Genomic DNA, 19,045 nt, shown 5'->3' with positions numbered 1-19,045 from the left:
TTTACAAACCTGTCCTACTTTGTTTTTAATACTACCGCACAACTTGCCCCAAACGACATCTTTGACTTTCTTAGACGAGACAACTCCCAGTTATGAATTTTATCAAATATTACAGTCGCTAATTTTGATGGCGTATGATTATCTAATTCCGCATCAAGGGTATTTTTTCGAGTTTTTCCAAACAACTTCGAAATTCTGAACGGGATTGCCCTCAAAATGCCCATAATTGGTGGTAAATAAGAAAAAATATAACTACCGTAGGTAAATTCTAGGTTACAATCTTTAGCGAGTTTCTCAAACATTGCAAGGTTATAACGTCGATAGTGACCGCTTTCATCATCAACTTCCGACCAAAGCCATTGGTGAGCGGGTACAGTAATAAAAATATGTGAACCTGAAGGTAAATATTGAGCAAGTGAGGCTAAAAATGCCTTGTCGTCTTCAATATGTTCAATCACATCAAAAAGACCAACTGCATCAATTTTCTTTTCATCGAATGGAAATTCTTGAAAAAAGATATTGTAAGCCTCTTTTACGCCTCTTTTTTTGGCATTCAAACAACCCGCATAACCAGGTTCAATTAAGAAAATATCTTTATCAGGATACTTTTCTGCTAAAAATTTCACTTGGAAGCCATTTCCACCTCCTACATCAGCAAAATTTTGGGTAAATCTAAATCTTTGCGTTAGAGTATAAATGACATCATTGCGGTGTTTAAACCAAAAACTATTATCTTCTACGGCAAAACAATAGTTATTTCCTTCTTCAGGATACGACATTTTCTCAGCGTGTGAAGCACGCCAAATGTTATTTTTGTCAAGCACTAAGCCTGTATTTTTTACTTCTTCCGAAACGGGCATTATTTAAACAAATCAATTTTACTGCAAATATTGTCTATTTTGATGATTAACTTTGCAAATTATAAACCAATTATTTTGATTGTGGTTTAAATCTGAATTTTCTAAGCGTATATTTTCACCCAAAGAAACAACTCTGAAAGTTGTAATATTATTCATGAATGTAATAAAAAAACAAGCATTTCTTGGTACTATCTTCTCATACGGAGGGGTATTAGTTGGCTTTATTTCACAGTTTTTTCTGATTCCTCACAACATTTCTGAAGCTGAAAATGGACTTTTGGCAGTTTTACTATCGTATATGTATGTTTTGGTACAGCTTTCTTCTTTAGGTTTTAATGCGGCAGGAAGTAGGTTTTTTCCACATTTTCGAGATGCTCAAAAGGGGCACAAAGGATATTTGTTTTTAGGTTTAATGACTGGCTTGATTGGTTTTGCAATAACCAGTATTGGTTTATTTTTATTGAAAGATACAATCGTAAAAAACGAAGAACATTCACCACTTTTTGCCGATAATTTTTATTTATTACTACCGATAACACTGGCCACTTTACTTTTTAATCTCTTAGATAATTACGCAAAGAATCTTTACGATACAGTTACGGGCACTTTTCTAGCTCAGTTTTTACAGCGGTTCTTGATTTTATTAGCCTTGATTTTAGTGGTTTTCAAATGGGTGAATTTTGAGCAGTTTTTATACTTGTGGGTTTTGGCGGTAGGCTTTTATGTTGTTCCGATGTTTTGGAAAGCCAGTCGGCTCGATGGTTTTTCGCTCAAACCAGACTTTTCGGTTATGACTCCTGCCTTCAATCGAGAATTTTGGTTTTATGCCTTTCTTACAATTCTAACTGGTTTTTCATCAATGGTAATTTTGTATATTGATAAAATCATGTTGGCGGGTATTTCTACTTTCAAAGAAACTGGAATTTATAATACCGCTTCCTTTTTTGGAAGCGTAATGGGCATGGCACTAATGGCTGTTACGAAAGCGGCACAACCACTCATTGCCGATTCTTTTGCCAAAAATGATTTACAAAATATACATACCATTTACAAGAAAAGCTGTACTACCTCATTGATTGTTGGCTGTTGGATTTTCTTAGGAATTTATTCGAATATTGATAATCTCTTTCAACTCCTTCCGCCTTCTTATGCGGCAGGAAAAATGGTGGTTATTATCATAAGTTTAGGCAAACTTTTCGATTTAGCTACTGGACTCAATGGTACTATTTTGGCACTTTCGAAACATTATGTGTATGATACTTACATCATGATTGGTTTGATTTTCATCACGGTTGCTCTCAATTATTTCTTAATACCAATTTATGGTATGAATGGAGCAGCTTTCGCCTTAGCTATTGCTACGGTTTATTATAATTTGGCTCGTTATATGGTGGTATTATTGAAGTTAAAAATGCAACCTTTCACTTCTGATTTAGGCAAAGTGCTTCTAGTAGCTTTGACATCATGGCTGATTATCAGACTTTTACCTAACCTTGAAGGAAATAAACTAATGTCAATCATGGATATGGGTTATCGTTCTGTATCTCTCACGCTTCTTTATGGAGTTGTTATTTATTGGAGCAAAGTATCGCCCGAATTGAACGGTGCAATGAAGAATTTATGGTTAAAAATGGTTAAGATTTTCTAAACGTAAATCTGGGATTTGTAAGCTATTTTGATTTTATGATTTTCCCAAAAGTGATTAAAAGCCCTAATTTTTCTAGTAAATTTATTTCATATTCAATTCTCAAATCAAATTCATAAAGGCTTGAAAATTTTACTGATTAATACCGACGATGCTATGGGTGGAGCAGCCATTGCCTGCCTCAGATTACTTAATACGCTCAATTCTTTAGATGGAATCGAAGCAACAATGTTGGTACAAGAAAAGAAAAGAGATAATAAGAATGTCAAAGCCATGGCTACTTCATGGATTCAAAAAAAATTAGCCTTTGAGCGTTTTGTGAGAGAACGACTACATTTTAAATTATTTGAGAAAAATAAAGAAGTACGATTTGCTTTTTCAACAGCAGTTTCTGGAATTGATATTTCTCAACATCCACTTGTAAAAGAGGCAGATATTATTCATTTACATTGGGTGAATTTTGGATTTCTTTCTATTCATTCACTTGAAAAGTTATTTGCTCTCAATAAACCCATTGTTTGGACATTGCACGATATGTGGGCTTTTACAGGTGGTTGTCATCATAGCGGAGATTGTGAACACTATCAAGAAAGTTGTGGTAATTGCACTTCTTACCTTAAGCACCCATCGCCAAATGATTTATCGCATACGGTTTGGCAAAGAAAAAGTGAAGCTTTCGGGAGCCATTCCCTTAGACTTCGCTCAGGGAACGGCTTAGGGACAAATACTCAATCAAGCTTAAAGGATACAATCACGATAATAGGTTGTAGCCAGTGGTTAAGTAATAGAGCTAAAAAAAGTAGTTTATTCAAAGATTTTGAAGTGAAAGCTATTCCAAACCCGCTGGATATTCATCTTTTTTCTCCACAAGAGAAAATTAAATCAAGAGAGAAATTGGGTTTACCAACTGATAAAAAATTAATACTTTTTGTAGCAGCCAAAGTATCGGTTATTTGGAAAGGATTTAGTTATTTTCAGAAATCACTCGAAATCTTAAAAGCCAATAATACGAATCATAAAGACATTGAATTAGTAATTTTAGGCGAAAGCGAAGCCGAAACCATTCAAAAATTACCATTTAAAGCACACGCTTTGGGCAGAATTTCTGATGTACACCAAATTGTTTCGATTTATTCGGCGGCAGATGTTTTTGTTACCTCTTCAATTCAAGAAAATCTTCCAAATACAATCATGGAAGCGATGGCTTGTGGTACACCCGCAGTTGGTTTTGAAGTAGGTGGAATTCCAGAAATGATTGAAAGCCAAATGCAGCCAAATGGATTCTTAGCCAAATACAAATCAGCAGAAAGTTTGGCTGAAGGAATTAATTGGGTACTATTCGAAGCCAATCAAGAGGAATTATCAAAAAATGCCCGTAGAAAAGTACTTGAAAATTATTCAGAAGAAGTGGTGATTGAAAAATATTTGGAAGTTTATAGAAATCTGATAAAACAAGTTTCCTAACCACGAAATCAGGGAACTTGTTTTACAAAAGCAGCAATTTCATCATAAGCTTTCAATACATTTTGTTGTAAATCAGTATTTAATCTTTGAGCATTTTGTTTTTTAATAGCTAAATCCTCGGTCGATAAATTCTTCAAAAAATCACTTATCTGTTCACCTAAATCTTTATCTTCTCTAATCAACCAAGCCGCATCTTGTAGCATATCCCAATTATCACTTTCCTGACTTCCACAAAATAAGATAGCTCCACCAGCTGCTACAGCACTAACCGCTTTTGAAGGTATCATCAAATGTGTATATTTTGAAATTAAACTTACTAAGTGAACATCTAAAAAGTTTAACTGACTGCGAGGCACATTGGAGACAATAGTAATACCCGAACGATTTTGGGCAAAATCAATAATTTTTTGGGCTTTTTTTCCATATAAAGCTAAAATCAAGTGATGCTTGGTTGGATTTAAGGCTTTGATAAATTCTAACAAGAAGTGTTCATTATGAGCATCATTCAAGTTTCCGCAGTATCCAAAATAAATCTTTTCATCATCATTTCGCCAAAATGGTTTTAACGATTCATAAGTCTGATGAAAAATTACACCACATGGAAGAATGGTGGTATCTAAAGTTTTTTTATACTGTTTCTCTAAAAAAGTAGCCTGTTTTCGGCCTAAAGCAATGAGTTTTTGTGGAGCAAATTGGTAAGTTTTTCTTAAAAACCATTGATACAAAGGATTCTTCTCGGCAATCATTCCGATGGCTACAAAGGCTTCAGGAAATAAATCCATCGACCAAAGTGCCCATTTACCTCTACGGAGCAACATTGATGCCCAGAAAGGCAAAAGCGGTGGGCTTGTCATGACAATTATTGGAGCATTTGCATCTATGCTCTTAGCTTTTTGAATAAGCATTCGCCCATCTAATAAACTAGCTAATTGCTTCAAAATTTTGTTTTTCACTTTGTAAGTACTATGAAGTGTGTGTAGATTCCCAACCGGTTCACGCTTCGCCCCTCCTCCATCATCACTACCATCAATATTTACAATTTCTACATCAACTTGATGTTTTTCGATTAAATATTTAGCTAAATCCCAAGCCGACTCACCCGTAATGCCGGGGTTTGGTGGATAATGGCGATTAACGATGATTACTTTAGAATTCATTTATTACGTTGGAAGGTCGAGCTTTTGATATCGACCTTTAGGAATTATTCAACTTGACTTTGATAGCGATAACCTCTTGCGAGGTCTAATCTCAATAACAACCCAAAATTATAACTTATTCCTTTCAATGACTGCGTAGCTTCTGCAATTTTATTCGAATTCTGATAGTAAACCAAATCAGAACGTAAACCCGCATTGGGGGCAATATAGGCTCTACTGTATAAGCTAATATAAAACCCATTGGCAACTCGACCTTGTAACTCAGCATTAATTTCGAGGGAAGTAGAAAGTTTTTTGGTTATATACGATGCTGAGGTAAGGCGAATAGTGTCAGGTTTAACCCTACTACCAGAAACACCCGTAAAACTTCGCTCATAGATTAAGCGTTCTTTGGTATTAGCATTGAGTAAAACTCCCGCACCTATAAATAAGCCTGCTGACTTGGTAACAGCATCAAGCATAAAAACTCTATACTTAAATCTCAACGGAATAGCATCTAGTGCAGTACCAATTCTGTAAGTAAAAGGGACTCCTCTACCAGAGGCAACAGACTGGATAAAATATACTGGATTTTTCATGTAACCAGTTTCGGCCGACCAACGGTTATCAAAATTATAACCTAATGTAGCACCCCAAGAGAAATCATTATTATTCTGATTTCCAAGCAGGTTATTCATTGTATTATTGAACGAAGAATAATTTAATTTAAATCCTCCTTCAATGCTTACATACAAGCTATGATATTTTCTATCCAAATTCTTATATGTACTATTGGGCATATCTTTCCTTTTGCTCAAAGGCTTAAAATATTCGTCTTCTTCTTGAGCAAATGCCTCGACACAACTACTAAATATGAGCAGAGAAAATAAAATTTTTAACTTCATCATTTTGAAAATATTTTCAAATCTAAAGATAAAGACGACACAGTGAAGATAAAAGTTGTCAAACTATAAAAACGAGATTTTATTTAGCAAAGAAAAAATATGATTTTTTCATGTTTTTTCACTAAATAACTAAAGAATCGTAGTAGAATTTCACGAATAAAGTAAAAAGAAAATTTATATTTGTAAAAGATTCTCAAAAAGCCTCTTATTACGTTTGAGCCGCAAAAAATGAGTAAATTTACTCATTTGCTCAAGCACCCATTCACTTAATTATTCATTATTGAATGAAAACCTTAGACACTTATGATTTTTCGGGCAAAAAAGCCCTAATTCGAGTTGATTTCAACGTACCTCTTAATGAAAAGTACGAAATCACTGATGACACGCGTATCACTGCAACGATTCCAACTATCAAGAAAATCTTGAAAGATGGTGGTTCTTGTATCTTAATGTCGCACCTAGGGCGTCCGAAAGATGGTCCGACCGAAAAATATTCATTAAAACACTTAGTAAACCCACTTTCTGTTATTTTGGGCTTACAAGTAAAATTTGCTGATGATTGCATTGGCGAATCAGCTGCAGAACAAGCTGGAAGCCTACAACCAGGCGAGGTTTTATTATTAGAGAACCTTCGTTTTTATAAAGAAGAAGAAAAAGGAAATGTAGAATTTGCCGAGAAATTATCGAAATTAGGTAATGTTTGGGTAAATGATGCTTTCGGTACTGCACACCGTGCACACGCTTCAACGGCTATTATCGGCCAATTCTTTGAAGACCGTGTTTGTGGGTATGTAATGCAAGCCGAAGTAGAAAATGCAGAGAAAATCTTAAATCACGCTGAGCGTCCGTTTACGGCTATTATGGGTGGTGCAAAAATCTCTGACAAAATCTTATTAATTGAACGTTTGTTGGATAAAGTTGATAACCTCATCATTGGTGGTGGTATGACTTATACTTTTACAAAAGCTCAAGGTGGTGCTATTGGCAAATCGCTTTTAGAAGCCGATAAGCAAGAATTAGCTCTTCAATTAATTGAGAAGGCAAAAGAAAGAGGTGTAAACCTTATCATGCCTGTAGATAATGTTTGTGCTGATGGATTCTCAAATGATGCAAATCGTATCACGGTAGCTACTGGCCAAATTCCTGATGGTTGGGAAGGTTTAGATATCGGCCCAGAGACAGTAAAAATCTTTACTGAAACTTTACTGAAATCAAAAACTATTCTTTGGAATGGCCCGATGGGTGTATTTGAATTCCCGAACTTTGCAAATGGTACGAATGCCATTGCTGAGGCAGTAGTTAAAGCCACTGAAGAAAATGCAGCGTTTTCGTTAATTGGTGGTGGAGATTCTGCTTCTGCTATTAATAATGCTGGCTTCGGCGACCGTGTTTCTTATGTTTCAACGGGTGGTGGTGCATTACTCGAATACATGGAAGGAAAAACACTTCCGGGTGTAGCCGCCCTTGCTTAAGATTTAGCTACTTGAATGATAATAAAAAAATCCCCGTTTTCTGACGGGGATTTTTGCTTTTATAGTTAAATTAGAAAAGGAAATAAAACGATTACTATTACCAAAGTCTCACATTGGTAAAATACAGGCCGATAGCTACCGCGAGCGTCAATCCGCTGATTAATAATAATTCAGCGTACTTCATTTGTGATGCTGATTTTGCTGTTCTTTGCATGGCGATTCAAAATATAGTTTATATGGAATTTATATTTGGACGTAAGTATCAGCAAAAGTAACAAGTATAAAATCTACTTTATCCATTTTATACTATTAACGAATTTAGGAAAAAAAAATTTCTCTCTCAAGTTAAATTTATTAAACGGTAACCCCTTCCTGCAAAAAACCTTAACGTTTTATACGCTCATTACTGTTTCAAGTCGTATCTTTGTAGTTTATTTTGATGAATGAATTAGAAACTATCTAATACTCTCATTCTATCACTCAATCATTCACTTATCAATAAAGAATGTCGAAAGTTATTATCATTGGTGCCGGTGGAGTCGGCAGCGTTGTCGCTCATAAATGTGCGATGAACTCCCAAGTATTTACCGAAATCATGTTGGCAAGTCGTACAAAATCAAAATGCGATAAAATTGCCGCTGACATTGAGGAAATGCACGGTGTAAAAATCCAAACGGCACAAGTAGATGCCGATAACGTACCCGAATTAGTAGCATTAATCAATAGTTTCCAACCCAAAATGGTTATCAATGTGGCATTGCCATACCAAGACTTAACTATTATGGATGCGTGTTTGGAAACTGGCGTACACTACCTCGATACTGCTAATTACGAGCCAAAAGACGTAGCAAAATTTGAATATAGCTGGCAATGGGCTTATCAAGACCGTTTCAAAGAGAAAGGTTTGATGGCACTTTTGGGTTGTGGATTTGACCCAGGCGTAACGCAAGTTTACTGTGCTTATGCCAATAAACACCAATTTGATGAAATGCATTACCTCGATATTATCGACTGTAACGCAGGAAATCATGGTAAAGCATTTGCTACTAACTTTAATCCTGAAATTAATATCCGTGAAATTACTCAAAACGGACGTTACTGGGAAAATGGCGAGTGGGTAGAAATTCCACCAATGTCGATTCATAAGCCAATTGATTATCCAAATATTGGGCCAAAAGAATCTTATGTTTTATACCATGAAGAACTAGAATCATTGGTAAAGAATTTCCCAACATTGAAACGTGCAAGATTCTGGATGACATTCGGTCAAGCTTACCTTACGCACCTTGAAGTACTTCAAAATGTAGGTATGACTCGCATCGACCCTGTGAAATTCAATGGTATGGATATTGTTCCACTTGAGTTTTTGAAAGCGGTATTACCTGCTCCTGATACTTTGGGCGAAAATTATACAGGACAAACTTCTATTGGTTGCCAAATTAAAGGAATCAAAGATGGTGAAGAGAAAACTTATTACGTTTGGAATAACTGCGACCACGCTGAATGTTATAAAGAAGTAAAAGCACAAGCGGTTTCATACACAACGGGCGTACCTGCGATGATTGGAGCGATGTTGATGCTTACAAATGCTGATTGGCAAAAAGCTGGTGTTTGGAACTGTGAAGAGCTTAATCCAGACCCATTCATGGAGCAACTTAATATTCATGGTTTACCTTGGAATGAGCAAGTAAATATTGAGTTACCCCACGAATATTAATTCGATACATTTTATCTAATTGATAAACTAAAGCCCTACCAATAATGAATAATGGTAGGGCTTTTTAATTATCATGATACATCTAATGTTTTATCTTCTACTCTCATCCAAACTATGATAGCCGATAATAGCGTGATAAATCCAATTAAAAATATTGAGTAATCAAGCCCTAAAATATCAGCGATTATTCCTGTAAATAACGCACCTATTGCATAGCCAGCATCACGCCAAAATCTAAAAACGCCTAAACTTTCTGCCCTTTGTTTGGGTGAAGTAAAATCGGCAATGGCATTAATAAATGTCGGATACACGAGTGCCGTTCCTAAACCTAAACTCAGCCCAATTAATGAAAAATGCGTAAAAGTTTCTGCCTTTAAGAGTGCAATAATCGCTATTGCTTGAACTAACATCCCAATAAATAGTAGTTTTTTCTTTGAATAAATATCTGAAAGCTTTCCAGTAAAAAGTTGGCTAATTCCCCAAGTAGTTGGGTAAACCGCCGATAAGATGCCAATTTCAGTAATGGTGAAATGCTTGATGCTTAAAACAACTGGTAGAAGTCCCCAAACCATTCCATCATTAAGATTATTTACTAAACCAGCCTGTGTGATTCCACTAAGAGATTTATTCAGAAAAGATGTATCTAAAAAAACATTATTTAAAGCTGGTATTTGGCTCTTAATACTTTCACTACTCACGTGTAAATGTGTATCTTTTACAAAAAGAGCTGAAAGAAATAACCCCAATAAAGAAAAAACAATACCCATATAAAATGGATAAGGTCTGACACCATAAGTTTGAGCAATATACCCAGTTAGGAAAGCAACCAAACCGACTGATAAATACCCAGCGAACTCATTAATACCAACGGCTAAGCCTCGTTTTTGTGGCCCCACAAGGTCAATCTTCATGACTACCGCCATGCTCCAAGTTAGCCCTTGATTGATTCCTAATAGTATATTTGCAAGCACAATCCACGCCCAAGCATCGGCATAAATGAGTATATAAGGAATGGGCAATGCGAAAACCCAGCCAATAACAAGCAAGTTTTTTCGACCAATTCTATTGGCTAATCGGCCAGTAAAATAATTACAAACCGCCTTAGTCAAACCAAAAGCAACAATAAACGATAAAACAGCCGTTTGGGAAGCTACGCTAAATTCTTTTTCAGCTAAAAGTGGAAAAATCGAACGCTCAAGCCCTATCATTCCACCAACAAATGCATTGATAATAACCAATAAAGTAAACTGTTGCCAGTTTTCCTTCATACCTAACTTTACCTTTTCCATGAATAAAAGAGAGGCGATTTGTAAACGATAATTATATCATTTTACATAGTCTAACCTCTAAAATTTGAGTTTACTTGACTCAACAAAGTTCATGGAGTGCGATAACTTTTCCTTTAACAAATGTTAAATAATCATTTAATTGAAGCACGAATTCGGCTTAATGATACTTGCGTGATGCCTAAATAAGAAGCAATGTGTTTGAGGGGAATTTTCTGAACAATATTAGTTTGTTTTAAAAGACTTAAATAGCGTTCTTCTGCCGTATGAAATTGAATACTTTCAATTCGATTAACAGTTTCTACATAACCATTTTCAAAAATCAATCGAAAAAGGCGTTCGATTGATGGATATTCATCGTAGAGCTTAAAGAGTTTGGTTGCATTAATGGCAATGATTTCAGAATCTTCTAATACTTGAATTGCTTTTTTAGAAGGTTTTCCGGTAAAAAGGCTTTCAACCCGCACAATGATATTTCCTGCAAAAGCAAAGCTTTCGGTAATATCAACACCATCTTTGTAATAAAATATCCTAGCAATGCCCGATTGCACGAAGTAGATTGTCTTACAGGTATGCCCGATGGGCTGCAATAGCTCATTTTTTTTAAGAAAAACGGTGCTACAAACACCTGCCAAAATATTCTGAGTTTCGGCAGATAGTTTTAAAAATTTATCGAAGTAGTCGAAGAGTTCTTTCATATAGCCAATATAATCAATATTCATGAAAGGCTAATGAAATTCATGTTAAACGCACATCATTTTGGGTTAAACTTGCCCCTTTAAGGGCTTAAAATTAGCTATTGGCTCTCGTTAGAATGTAGTAATAATATGCAATCCTTTTGACTGTTTCGTACCTACGGCACACGAAATTCCTTTCTACCGATATTTAGTGCCTAATGGCACATCTTTTAACCAAATCGCAGGATATTATTTTATGCATTCAGCCTAAATGAAATATAAAATATATTTCATTTCAATTTTGTAAAATTAATTAAGAAAAAGCATCTTTTATTGCCGTTAGTTTTAACTGACGGAATCCATTATAAAAACAAATTTGACTTTAGTTAAACTATAAGTTTAGAGTAAAGTCAAATTTGTTTATGCCAAAATACTTATCCGTTTAAATAGATGGAGTTCCCTAATGAGAATTTCTTACAAAAGTCGGGGTGACTCTATTTTGGGATTATTTCTTCTCAGAAAATACTTAGTTAGGTAATCTATCTTTGAAATATCCGTATGCCCAAGTACCTGCAACAGCACTCAAAAGAGTGACTAATACAACTACAAATCCACTACCGATTTGGGCAAATAATGGACCTGGGCACGCTCCAGTGATTGCCCAACCTAATCCAAAAATCAAACCACCATAGATTTGTCCTTTTTGAAACTTCTTTGGGTGAAATTCTACTGTTTCACCAGCAATGGTCTTGATATTGAATTTTTTAATTAAAAATACTGAAATCATGCCTACAATCACCGCACTTCCAATTACGCCATACATGTGGAAACTCTGCAACCGAAACATCTCTTGAATTCTAAACCAAGAAATAATTTCTGCTTTTACGAATACGATTCCAAACATAATTCCCACAATTAAATATTTAATATTATCGCTCCACGATTCAGCCTTTTTCATATCATTGGGAGCTTCACAAACAAACGGTTCTGCAATAACTTGTGCGTTTTGAAAATCTTTCATTTCTTTTAGTTTTTCGAAGTATTAAAATAATTTAAAAATATAGGGCATAATCAGGTGCGTCATCGTAAAACCTCCTACCATGAAACAACAAGTAGCTAACAAAGAAGGTAATTGTAAATTAGAAAGCCCCATGATGGCATGGCCAGAAGTACAGCCCCCCGCATAGCGAGTACCGAAACCAACTAAAAATCCACCAAAAACAAAAAACAGCAGTCCTTTTACTGAAAAAAGCGTTTCAATCGAAAACAAATCGGCAGGCATCAGTCCAGAAAAATCCTTGATTCCAAGGGCTTTTAAATCAGCAATCGTGGCTTCTGAAAGTACAAAATCATTTGGATTTTCGAGGAAATGCGTGGCAATCAATCCACCCAAAAATACCCCAGCAACAAATACTAAATTCCAGATTTCTTTTTTCCAATCATACTTAAAGAATGGAATATTGGCTGGAATACAAGCCGCACAAACGTGACGAAGAGATGAGGAAATACCGAAAGATTTATTGCCAATCAATAATAAGGTCGGAACCGTTAGACCAATCAAAGGGCCAGCCACATACCACGGCCAAGGTTGGAGAATAAATTCAAAAATCTGATTCATGTTTTGTATTAGTAGTGATAATTGATTATAAAATTTAAGTGCGTCATATTTACTTTGTTAATAATGTATCGGTCATTTTGGTAAGTTTGACCAACTTCATCTTTACGAACGACCAAAAGAAGTGCATTTAAACCCTTCAAAAAATGCTCGAATTGGTAGGTAATTCCTAAATTTACTTGTGAATAAGAAGGCATTCCATATTTATTTAGCGTATAATTTTTCACATCTGGTAACTGAAAATAGCCTCCACTAAGCTCGATTTTAATGTTCTTTTGAGGTTTGAAAAATGTATTTATCGTTACGGTTTTTACATCACCAAATCCCTCATTACGTTCACGAGGCATGAAGGTATAGAAGGGCTCACGCCCCCACTCTCTCGGGAATAAATATCGACCTTGGGCAGTAATTCGGGTACCATTCAGAAACCAATCGAATTTATTAGCTTGTTGACCAATACGAGCAGAATAAATCTTTGAGGCACTCTCGGCAGCTATATAAGCTTTTGTTGGGTTATCATTTCCACCATTTCCGACCGCATTTTGGTAAAAAAACTGTCCACCTAAAAACCAGTTTTTCCCGGCAGATGTACTCGACTTCCATTCTGTTTTCAGCATAGCAGTATTCAGAACATTATCAATGTAGGTATCCCATACTTGAAGATTCCATTGATTCTTTTTATAGGTTATTCCTAAAACACCCACCCCACCCGATTCAATATTATTTTTGTATTGCGATGGCTTTCCATCAATTCCTACACCTACTGGATAAACCCCAATACTTTCTCCAACGTCAAACCACCTAACAGTTGAGCGTGGCGAAAAACGCCAAATATACTCTGCATGCAGATTCAGATTTTTCGCTTCATTCACATCTAAAACCGCTGCTTCTATCAAAGTTGGCCGCATTCGTCCATCTTGTGGATTTATCATGGGAGTTTCAGGTATTTGCCTACCAACGGTAATTTTTGTTTTCTTTGAGAGATGAAGTTTCACGAAAAGTTCTTCAAGGCGGTCTAAATCTTTATGGTCATTTGGGCGTTCGATATCAAATAAACCTACTTCATATCTATTCACTTGATTAGTTGTGGGGTCTGCTTTTTGTAAGTCAGAAGATTTTAGGTTAAACATAAAAAAGCCACTTAAACCCACTTGAAAATATTTCAAAAACTTAGGGGTTTCATAGCCAATACCAGCCCCCATGCCCCAAGCGTAATAATCACTTAAATTTCCTTTGTTTGTGGTGGAAGAAAAATATGAACGTGCATGCCCATAAAATCGGCCTCTCTCAAAAAAATGACTTAAAGTATTTGTATCTTTTTCTGTTTCATGATGTGTATGAATACCCTGAGCATTTGTTACAGAATCGAATAAAAACAATGACAATAACACTGCATATAGTCTGACTTTCCTCATAATTTAAACTTTATGATACAAAGCTACCGCTTGAATGAAGGCTAATCCGTGACAAATGTTACATTGGTGAAGAAGTATCAAATTTTTTATGAATTAATTATTTGTAGGCATTGAAGAAAGGTTTTTAGACTCAATAAACAACAAAAAAGCCGCATTATATAGGAGAATGACCTATCTAATGCAGCTAAATATATTTGATTTAGGATAGTAATTAGGCAAATTGATAATCAACACCAGAAACTTGGCTTAGCAACTCCTGTGGGGCATCTAAAATTTTAGCATCATGCCGAAGTGTTGGCGTTATCGGTGAGAATTTCTGAAGATACTCTTTCATAATCGAATGTAAAGTAAATGAAGTATTAGTCCCTTCTTTCACTCCTCTCATTCGACAAATCATATCTTCGGGGTCTCCGTCACGTTCGCAAGCACATAAAACATAAGTTTTAGTCAAATCAAGTGGTTCACCTGCAATCGTTACTTTTTGTACACGATGCCCAACTCTTTCAAAGGCTTTAAATTCTACCTGCATTCCTTTGAAGCGAATTAACCAACCACCAAAACGTTTCGAAGCATCTTGTGCAAATACATTTTGAAGTTCTTTTTCCAGCCAATCAGCAATCTGTTGCCCTGTAGCTTTTGCCGTTCGAATTGGCGAATCTACGGGCAACATATCATGTAAATAACTTTCAGTAATTGCCACTTTACCCTCTTTGCCAGCAGTTCGTGGCGGACAAAAACGGAAGCCGTTAGATAAAACAACATCAGCGTTTACTTTCCACTTCAAAGCATCAACAATCATTGTGTCGATGGTATTTTCAACCACAAAATTTCGGTAAAGTGGCAATGTACTATAACCTAATACTTTGTTCATTTCCTCTTTAAAAGGTTTTTCTATTTGGTCGATAATCTCAACAATTTCCTTCTTTGCAGGGTATTTTTGTGGGCTAACTTCTATTAACTGATATTTTTCACCCGTAATTTTCCCATTTTCAACTTTTAAATCTAAACGACCAATAAAAGAGCCAAAAGCACCCGGCTCTACAATTTTGGTATATTCTGCCTGAATGGGTTTACGTACGCGTTCGTGCGTGTCAGCTCCAAAAATATAGTCAACTCCGCGGCAATCAGGGTGATTTCCCAAGGCAATTTGCTGCGAAAGTCCAAGATGCGAAAGAATAATTATAAAATCACATTGCTCTTGTTCTTTCAGAATATCTACATATTGTTTAAGGTTTTCTTCTGGTTTGGTATAGATAATTCCTTTACTATAAAGCGGAGATTGTCTTAAAGGTACTAGTGGGTCAGTATAGCCTAAAAAACCAATCTTCACCCCCATTCGATGCATAATTTGGTAAGGTTGAAAAATCAAATCTCCCCGCTTACCATCTCCCAAATCATGATACATATTTGCACAAACTTTTGGACCTAATAAACCGCCCAAGAGTTTTTGCATATTTTTCTTATAATAAACCACTTCCCAATTTCCGGGTAAATAAAGGTCATAATTCAAAGCATTTAGTAAGGGGACAAATGCTTGCCCATTCGTTTTTACCGAAAGCATACTGCCTTGAAACATATCGCCAGTATCGAGTGTAATGGTATTTTCAGGATTCTCCTTTTTCATCACATCGAGAGCAGTAGCCAAATGGGCGTATCCACCTGCTTTTCGGAATGTAAGTTGGTTATTTTCCCAAAAAAGTTCATCATGAGCATGTAACTGACAGTGCACATCGGTTGTTTGTAAAATAGTTATCGTGCCATTTTTTGATGAACCTTCAATATTGTTCGTAAAACTTTCTTCGTTTGAGTGAGCTATCAAAGCATTGGGAGTTCCAGCCGCCGCAGTAGCTAGAAGCCCCGATTGCAAAAATTTTCTTCTTGATTGCATAAGATTAAGTGTTTTAGAATCCTGCTTTGATATATGACCAACCCGCCTCTTGTTTTTCAACAATTTCGACTAAACCCGATGGTACAAACGATGCTTGCGAAAAGATTTGTTCTTTGGTAAGTTTTTGTTGTTTTAGTGAGTTTTCACAAACAGCAAACGAAATACCTTGATTAACTAAGCTTTGAATTTCTGGCTCAAATTGACTTTTCCCTTTCAAAACCATACCCAAGCCTTTGTTATGCACTACTACTTCTATTTTTGCGGTAGGCCATACAGCCAATACATTGGTAAGTTGTTTAGTTAGTGCACGATAAGCCAATGTATCAGGCGTTGAAAGATGAAAAACGATGCGGTGTTCTTTTGTTTTTTTCTGTGCATAAGACTGTGATGCCAAAGAAACCAATAGTACAAGTGCGAAGAACTTAAAAATTTTCATTGTAAAATAAATTAGGGGTTTGATTATTTTTTTGATTTGTGAGCTTCTTTCCACTCTTTAATAGGCTTATATGGGCCATATTTGTGTTGTTGCTCCGAGAAAGGGTCGGTATAGGGGCCAAAAGGATGGTCGAAAGGTTTTCCTGCAATACTTGGCCAATCTTTACTAAGGTCTTTGGTAGGTCGAGGCATCGTATTTACAAAAGCTGCAACATCCCAAGCCTCTTCATCGCTCAGTTGTGGGCGTTCGTAGGTTGTACCAAGAGGCATATTATATTTGACATAGCCCGCAAAATTCGAAATTCTGTATAAACCTGCTCCGTTGTTATAGCTGTGTTGCCCCCAAAGTGGTGGATAGGTATAATTTTTGCCATTTTCGGCTAAAATACCTTCACCATTTGCTTGATGGCAACTTTGGCATTTTTGCTCGTAAACGATACGACCTTTTTCTGGGTCTGTTGCTCTTTTTAGACCTTTAAGTTTGAAAATACCCGCTCCTTTTGGGGTTATCTTTTTAGGCACATCAGAACCTATCCACTTGATATAAGCTAAAATTGCACGCATCTCTCGACTTGTAGAATCAAGAGCCTTACCGTTGAGACTCCTTTCAAAACAATCATTTACACGTTTGATTTGATTTTCAACTGTTCCTGAACGCTCTCTGAATTTAGGATAATTGGCCTGAACAGCAAAGTAATTATTTCCCCAAGGCTGTGTACCAGCATTCAAATGACAATTTTGACAATTCATACCATTTGAAATAGGTTTTACGCTTCCTTTAGGGCCAAGATAATCAGCAGTGTGAGCAATGAGCTCTTTCCCATACTTGATGAGTTTTTGCTCCTCGGGGTCGAGTTTTGACATACGCCATTCCGATGGGGCCGTCCAGAGTTGAACAAAATTACTATCAATTTTTACAAACTCTTTTTGAGAAGCCTCGGCCTCTTTCGTTTTAGTGGCTGGAAAACCAAAAAGTTGAATGTAAACAATGCTCAGAATAAAAATAAGAGCCAGTGGCATCAAGATACTCAACAAATACAAAATTTTAGTAAGCCTTGCGGTGACTTTCTCAGGTTCGATTTTAGACATTTTAATACGAAGTGTTTTACGGTTCTAGCAAAGTTATTTAGTTCAATTGGCTATATGTGTAACAAATGTTACATATTATTGATAAAATTGGATTTTTCTTTTAAAGGGTAGATTTGAATATGATCATTTTGTCAAACTTGTTTCAGATTTATTAAATACGGAAATGGGCAAGCCTTATTTGATTAATAGATGATTATTGAGGAAAAGTTTAGGCCAAAGATATTGTGACACCAAATACATAGGGTAATTCCAAAATTAGCTCTAAAAATAAGTAATCTGTAAAATAAAAAGAAATTGACAAACATGTAGAATACATTCAACAAAAAAATGACAAATAACTACTTGTTCATTTCACCAAAGGAAAACGGTTATACTAAAAGCTAATAAAAATAATTATGCGATGAAGAATTTATTTGAATGATAATAAAATTTGATTCATTGCCGGCAGTTTTAACTGATGAGGAGTGAAATTTCTTTCTAAATTCGGGACGATTTAAGTTTAAAAAACAATAAAATTACATTAGGCCTTAGTAGCAATCATTCGGAGTACATATCCTTGGCCTTGATGGTATAAACCTTCATCTAAGTTGATTACTTTATCTTCAATTGAAAGAAATTTTAAACCCGCAAACTCTTGTTCTAATTCTTCTTTAGAAAATAACATTTTAGCATCTTTTGGCCCCCCCGAGAGATAATTTAATTGGTTTTTATGGAATGCTTCGAATATAACATAACCCGAATTTTTAACTATTTGAACTATTTTTTGGTGAAATTCCAAACGTAATTCCGCTGGAATATGGGCATAAAAAAGTCCCACCACATCATATTTTATATTTGCCTCGGGTTGGAAATTAGCGGCATCAAGTACTTTAAAATCAATACTTACACCATGCTCTTCTGCCAATTTCATGGCCTTTATCTTTGCTGAAACACTAAAATCAAATGCCGTTACCTGCCAACCTTTTCGGGCGGCATAAACGGCATTTCGACCTTCACCTTCTGCAGGAAGGAGAATATTTCCAACTGGGAGTTTATCTATATTTTCCTTAAAAAACTCATTGGGGTTTATTCCATAAGCAAAAGTTTCTTCGTTATATCGAGCATCCCAAAATTCTTTCATCAGCCAGCAAATTGATTAATTATTTGTTCTAATTGTTTTTTCTGTAATACTCCTGATTGACGCCATTTAGCTTCGCCATTTTTGAAAAGCATTAAAGTCGGAACGCCCTGTATTCTGAAGTTTTGTGCAAGTGCAGGATTTCTATCCACATCTACTTTGAGAACTCTCACTCGGTTGCCCATTTCGGCAGCAAAGTCTTGTAAAATTGGAGACATCATTTTACATGGCCCGCACCATTCAGCAAAAAAATCGACTAAAACTGGTGTATCACCACCAATGATATCTGCAAAACTTTCTTTTTTTTCTGTCGTATTCATGTTG

At 35.8% G+C, this 19,045-nt stretch carries 17 protein-coding genes; 4 read left to right on the top strand and 13 right to left on the bottom strand.

The genetic code is table 11. The annotated features are described in order from the left end of the window. Window positions 1-14: 14 nt before the first annotated feature. Window positions 15-860, bottom strand: coding sequence for a class I SAM-dependent methyltransferase (locus EMTOL_RS14085; RefSeq protein ID WP_015029979.1), 846 nt, complete (start codon window positions 858-860; stop codon window positions 15-17). 154 nt (window positions 861-1,014) lie between these two features. Here EMTOL_RS14085 and EMTOL_RS14080 point away from each other — a divergent pair, with 154 nt between their 5' ends. Next, window positions 1,015-2,508, top strand: a complete 1,494-nt coding sequence (locus EMTOL_RS14080) for a lipopolysaccharide biosynthesis protein (RefSeq protein WP_041694150.1) — start codon at window positions 1,015-1,017, stop codon at window positions 2,506-2,508. Window positions 2,509-2,628: 120 nt separating this feature from the next. Beyond that, window positions 2,629-3,969 carry a glycosyltransferase family 4 protein gene (locus tag EMTOL_RS14075; RefSeq protein WP_015029977.1) on the top strand — a complete coding sequence of 447 codons (1,341 nt, stop codon included), beginning with the start codon at window positions 2,629-2,631 and terminating at the stop codon, window positions 3,967-3,969. Window positions 3,970-3,977: 8 nt separating this feature from the next. Here the strand turns inward: EMTOL_RS14075 and EMTOL_RS14070 are convergent, their stop codons facing one another. Next, window positions 3,978-5,126, bottom strand: a complete 1,149-nt coding sequence (locus EMTOL_RS14070; protein ID WP_015029976.1) for a glycosyltransferase family protein — start codon at window positions 5,124-5,126, stop codon at window positions 3,978-3,980. Window positions 5,127-5,170: 44 nt separating this feature from the next. After that, the gene (locus EMTOL_RS14065; protein WP_015029975.1) at window positions 5,171-6,013 is read right to left on the bottom strand and encodes a hypothetical protein; all 843 of its coding nucleotides are present in this window, start codon (window positions 6,011-6,013) and stop codon (window positions 5,171-5,173) included. A 281-nt stretch (window positions 6,014-6,294) separates the two neighbouring features. Here EMTOL_RS14065 and EMTOL_RS14060 point away from each other — a divergent pair, with 281 nt between their 5' ends. Continuing rightward, on the top strand, window positions 6,295-7,482 hold the full coding sequence (locus tag EMTOL_RS14060; RefSeq protein ID WP_015029974.1) for a phosphoglycerate kinase: 1,188 nt from the start codon (window positions 6,295-6,297) through the stop codon (window positions 7,480-7,482). 505 nt (window positions 7,483-7,987) lie between these two features. Continuing rightward, window positions 7,988-9,199, top strand: a complete 1,212-nt coding sequence (locus EMTOL_RS14055) for a saccharopine dehydrogenase family protein (RefSeq protein WP_015029973.1) — start codon at window positions 7,988-7,990, stop codon at window positions 9,197-9,199. Between the two features lie 71 nt (window positions 9,200-9,270). Here the strand turns inward: EMTOL_RS14055 and EMTOL_RS14050 are convergent, their stop codons facing one another. From EMTOL_RS14050 to trxA, 10 genes are all read right to left on the bottom strand, one after another. Beyond that, the gene (locus tag EMTOL_RS14050; RefSeq protein WP_015029972.1) at window positions 9,271-10,488 is read right to left on the bottom strand and encodes an MFS transporter; all 1,218 of its coding nucleotides are present in this window, start codon (window positions 10,486-10,488) and stop codon (window positions 9,271-9,273) included. A 131-nt stretch (window positions 10,489-10,619) separates the two neighbouring features. Next, a complete protein-coding gene (locus tag EMTOL_RS14045; RefSeq protein WP_015029971.1) occupies window positions 10,620-11,207 on the bottom strand; it encodes a Crp/Fnr family transcriptional regulator in 588 nt (195 codons plus the stop codon). A 481-nt stretch (window positions 11,208-11,688) separates the two neighbouring features. Then, the gene (locus EMTOL_RS14040) at window positions 11,689-12,183 is read right to left on the bottom strand and encodes a DUF6691 family protein (RefSeq protein WP_015029970.1); all 495 of its coding nucleotides are present in this window, start codon (window positions 12,181-12,183) and stop codon (window positions 11,689-11,691) included. A 21-nt stretch (window positions 12,184-12,204) separates the two neighbouring features. Next, the gene (locus EMTOL_RS14035; protein ID WP_015029969.1) at window positions 12,205-12,780 is read right to left on the bottom strand and encodes a YeeE/YedE family protein; all 576 of its coding nucleotides are present in this window, start codon (window positions 12,778-12,780) and stop codon (window positions 12,205-12,207) included. Between the two features lie 8 nt (window positions 12,781-12,788). Further along, a complete protein-coding gene (locus EMTOL_RS14030) occupies window positions 12,789-14,192 on the bottom strand; it encodes an OprD family outer membrane porin (RefSeq protein WP_015029968.1) in 1,404 nt (467 codons plus the stop codon). A 211-nt stretch (window positions 14,193-14,403) separates the two neighbouring features. Beyond that, window positions 14,404-16,080: a bifunctional metallophosphatase/5'-nucleotidase gene (locus EMTOL_RS14025; RefSeq protein ID WP_015029967.1), complete on the bottom strand. Its 1,677-nt coding sequence runs from the start codon at window positions 16,078-16,080 to the stop codon at window positions 14,404-14,406. A gap of 13 nt (window positions 16,081-16,093) precedes the next feature. Beyond that, window positions 16,094-16,516 carry a DsrE family protein gene (locus EMTOL_RS14020; RefSeq protein ID WP_015029966.1) on the bottom strand — a complete coding sequence of 141 codons (423 nt, stop codon included), beginning with the start codon at window positions 16,514-16,516 and terminating at the stop codon, window positions 16,094-16,096. Between the two features lie 23 nt (window positions 16,517-16,539). Further along, window positions 16,540-17,604: a c-type cytochrome gene (locus EMTOL_RS14015; protein ID WP_015029965.1), complete on the bottom strand. Its 1,065-nt coding sequence runs from the start codon at window positions 17,602-17,604 to the stop codon at window positions 16,540-16,542. Between the two features lie 520 nt (window positions 17,605-18,124). Further along, window positions 18,125-18,724 carry a class I SAM-dependent methyltransferase gene (locus tag EMTOL_RS14010; protein ID WP_015029964.1) on the bottom strand — a complete coding sequence of 200 codons (600 nt, stop codon included), beginning with the start codon at window positions 18,722-18,724 and terminating at the stop codon, window positions 18,125-18,127. After that, complete coding sequence (gene trxA, locus EMTOL_RS14005) at window positions 18,724-19,041, bottom strand: thioredoxin (protein WP_015029963.1); 318 nt, start codon at window positions 19,039-19,041, stop codon at window positions 18,724-18,726. Before trxA ends, EMTOL_RS14010 begins: the two co-directional genes overlap by 1 nt. Window positions 19,042-19,045: the final 4 nt, after the last annotated feature.

The organism is Emticicia oligotrophica DSM 17448 (genome assembly GCF_000263195.1).
GTDB lineage: Bacteria > Bacteroidota > Bacteroidia > Cytophagales > Spirosomataceae > Emticicia > Emticicia oligotrophica.
Note: the sequence above shows the minus strand (reverse complement) of the source record. Positions and strands in the feature narration are given on the sequence as shown.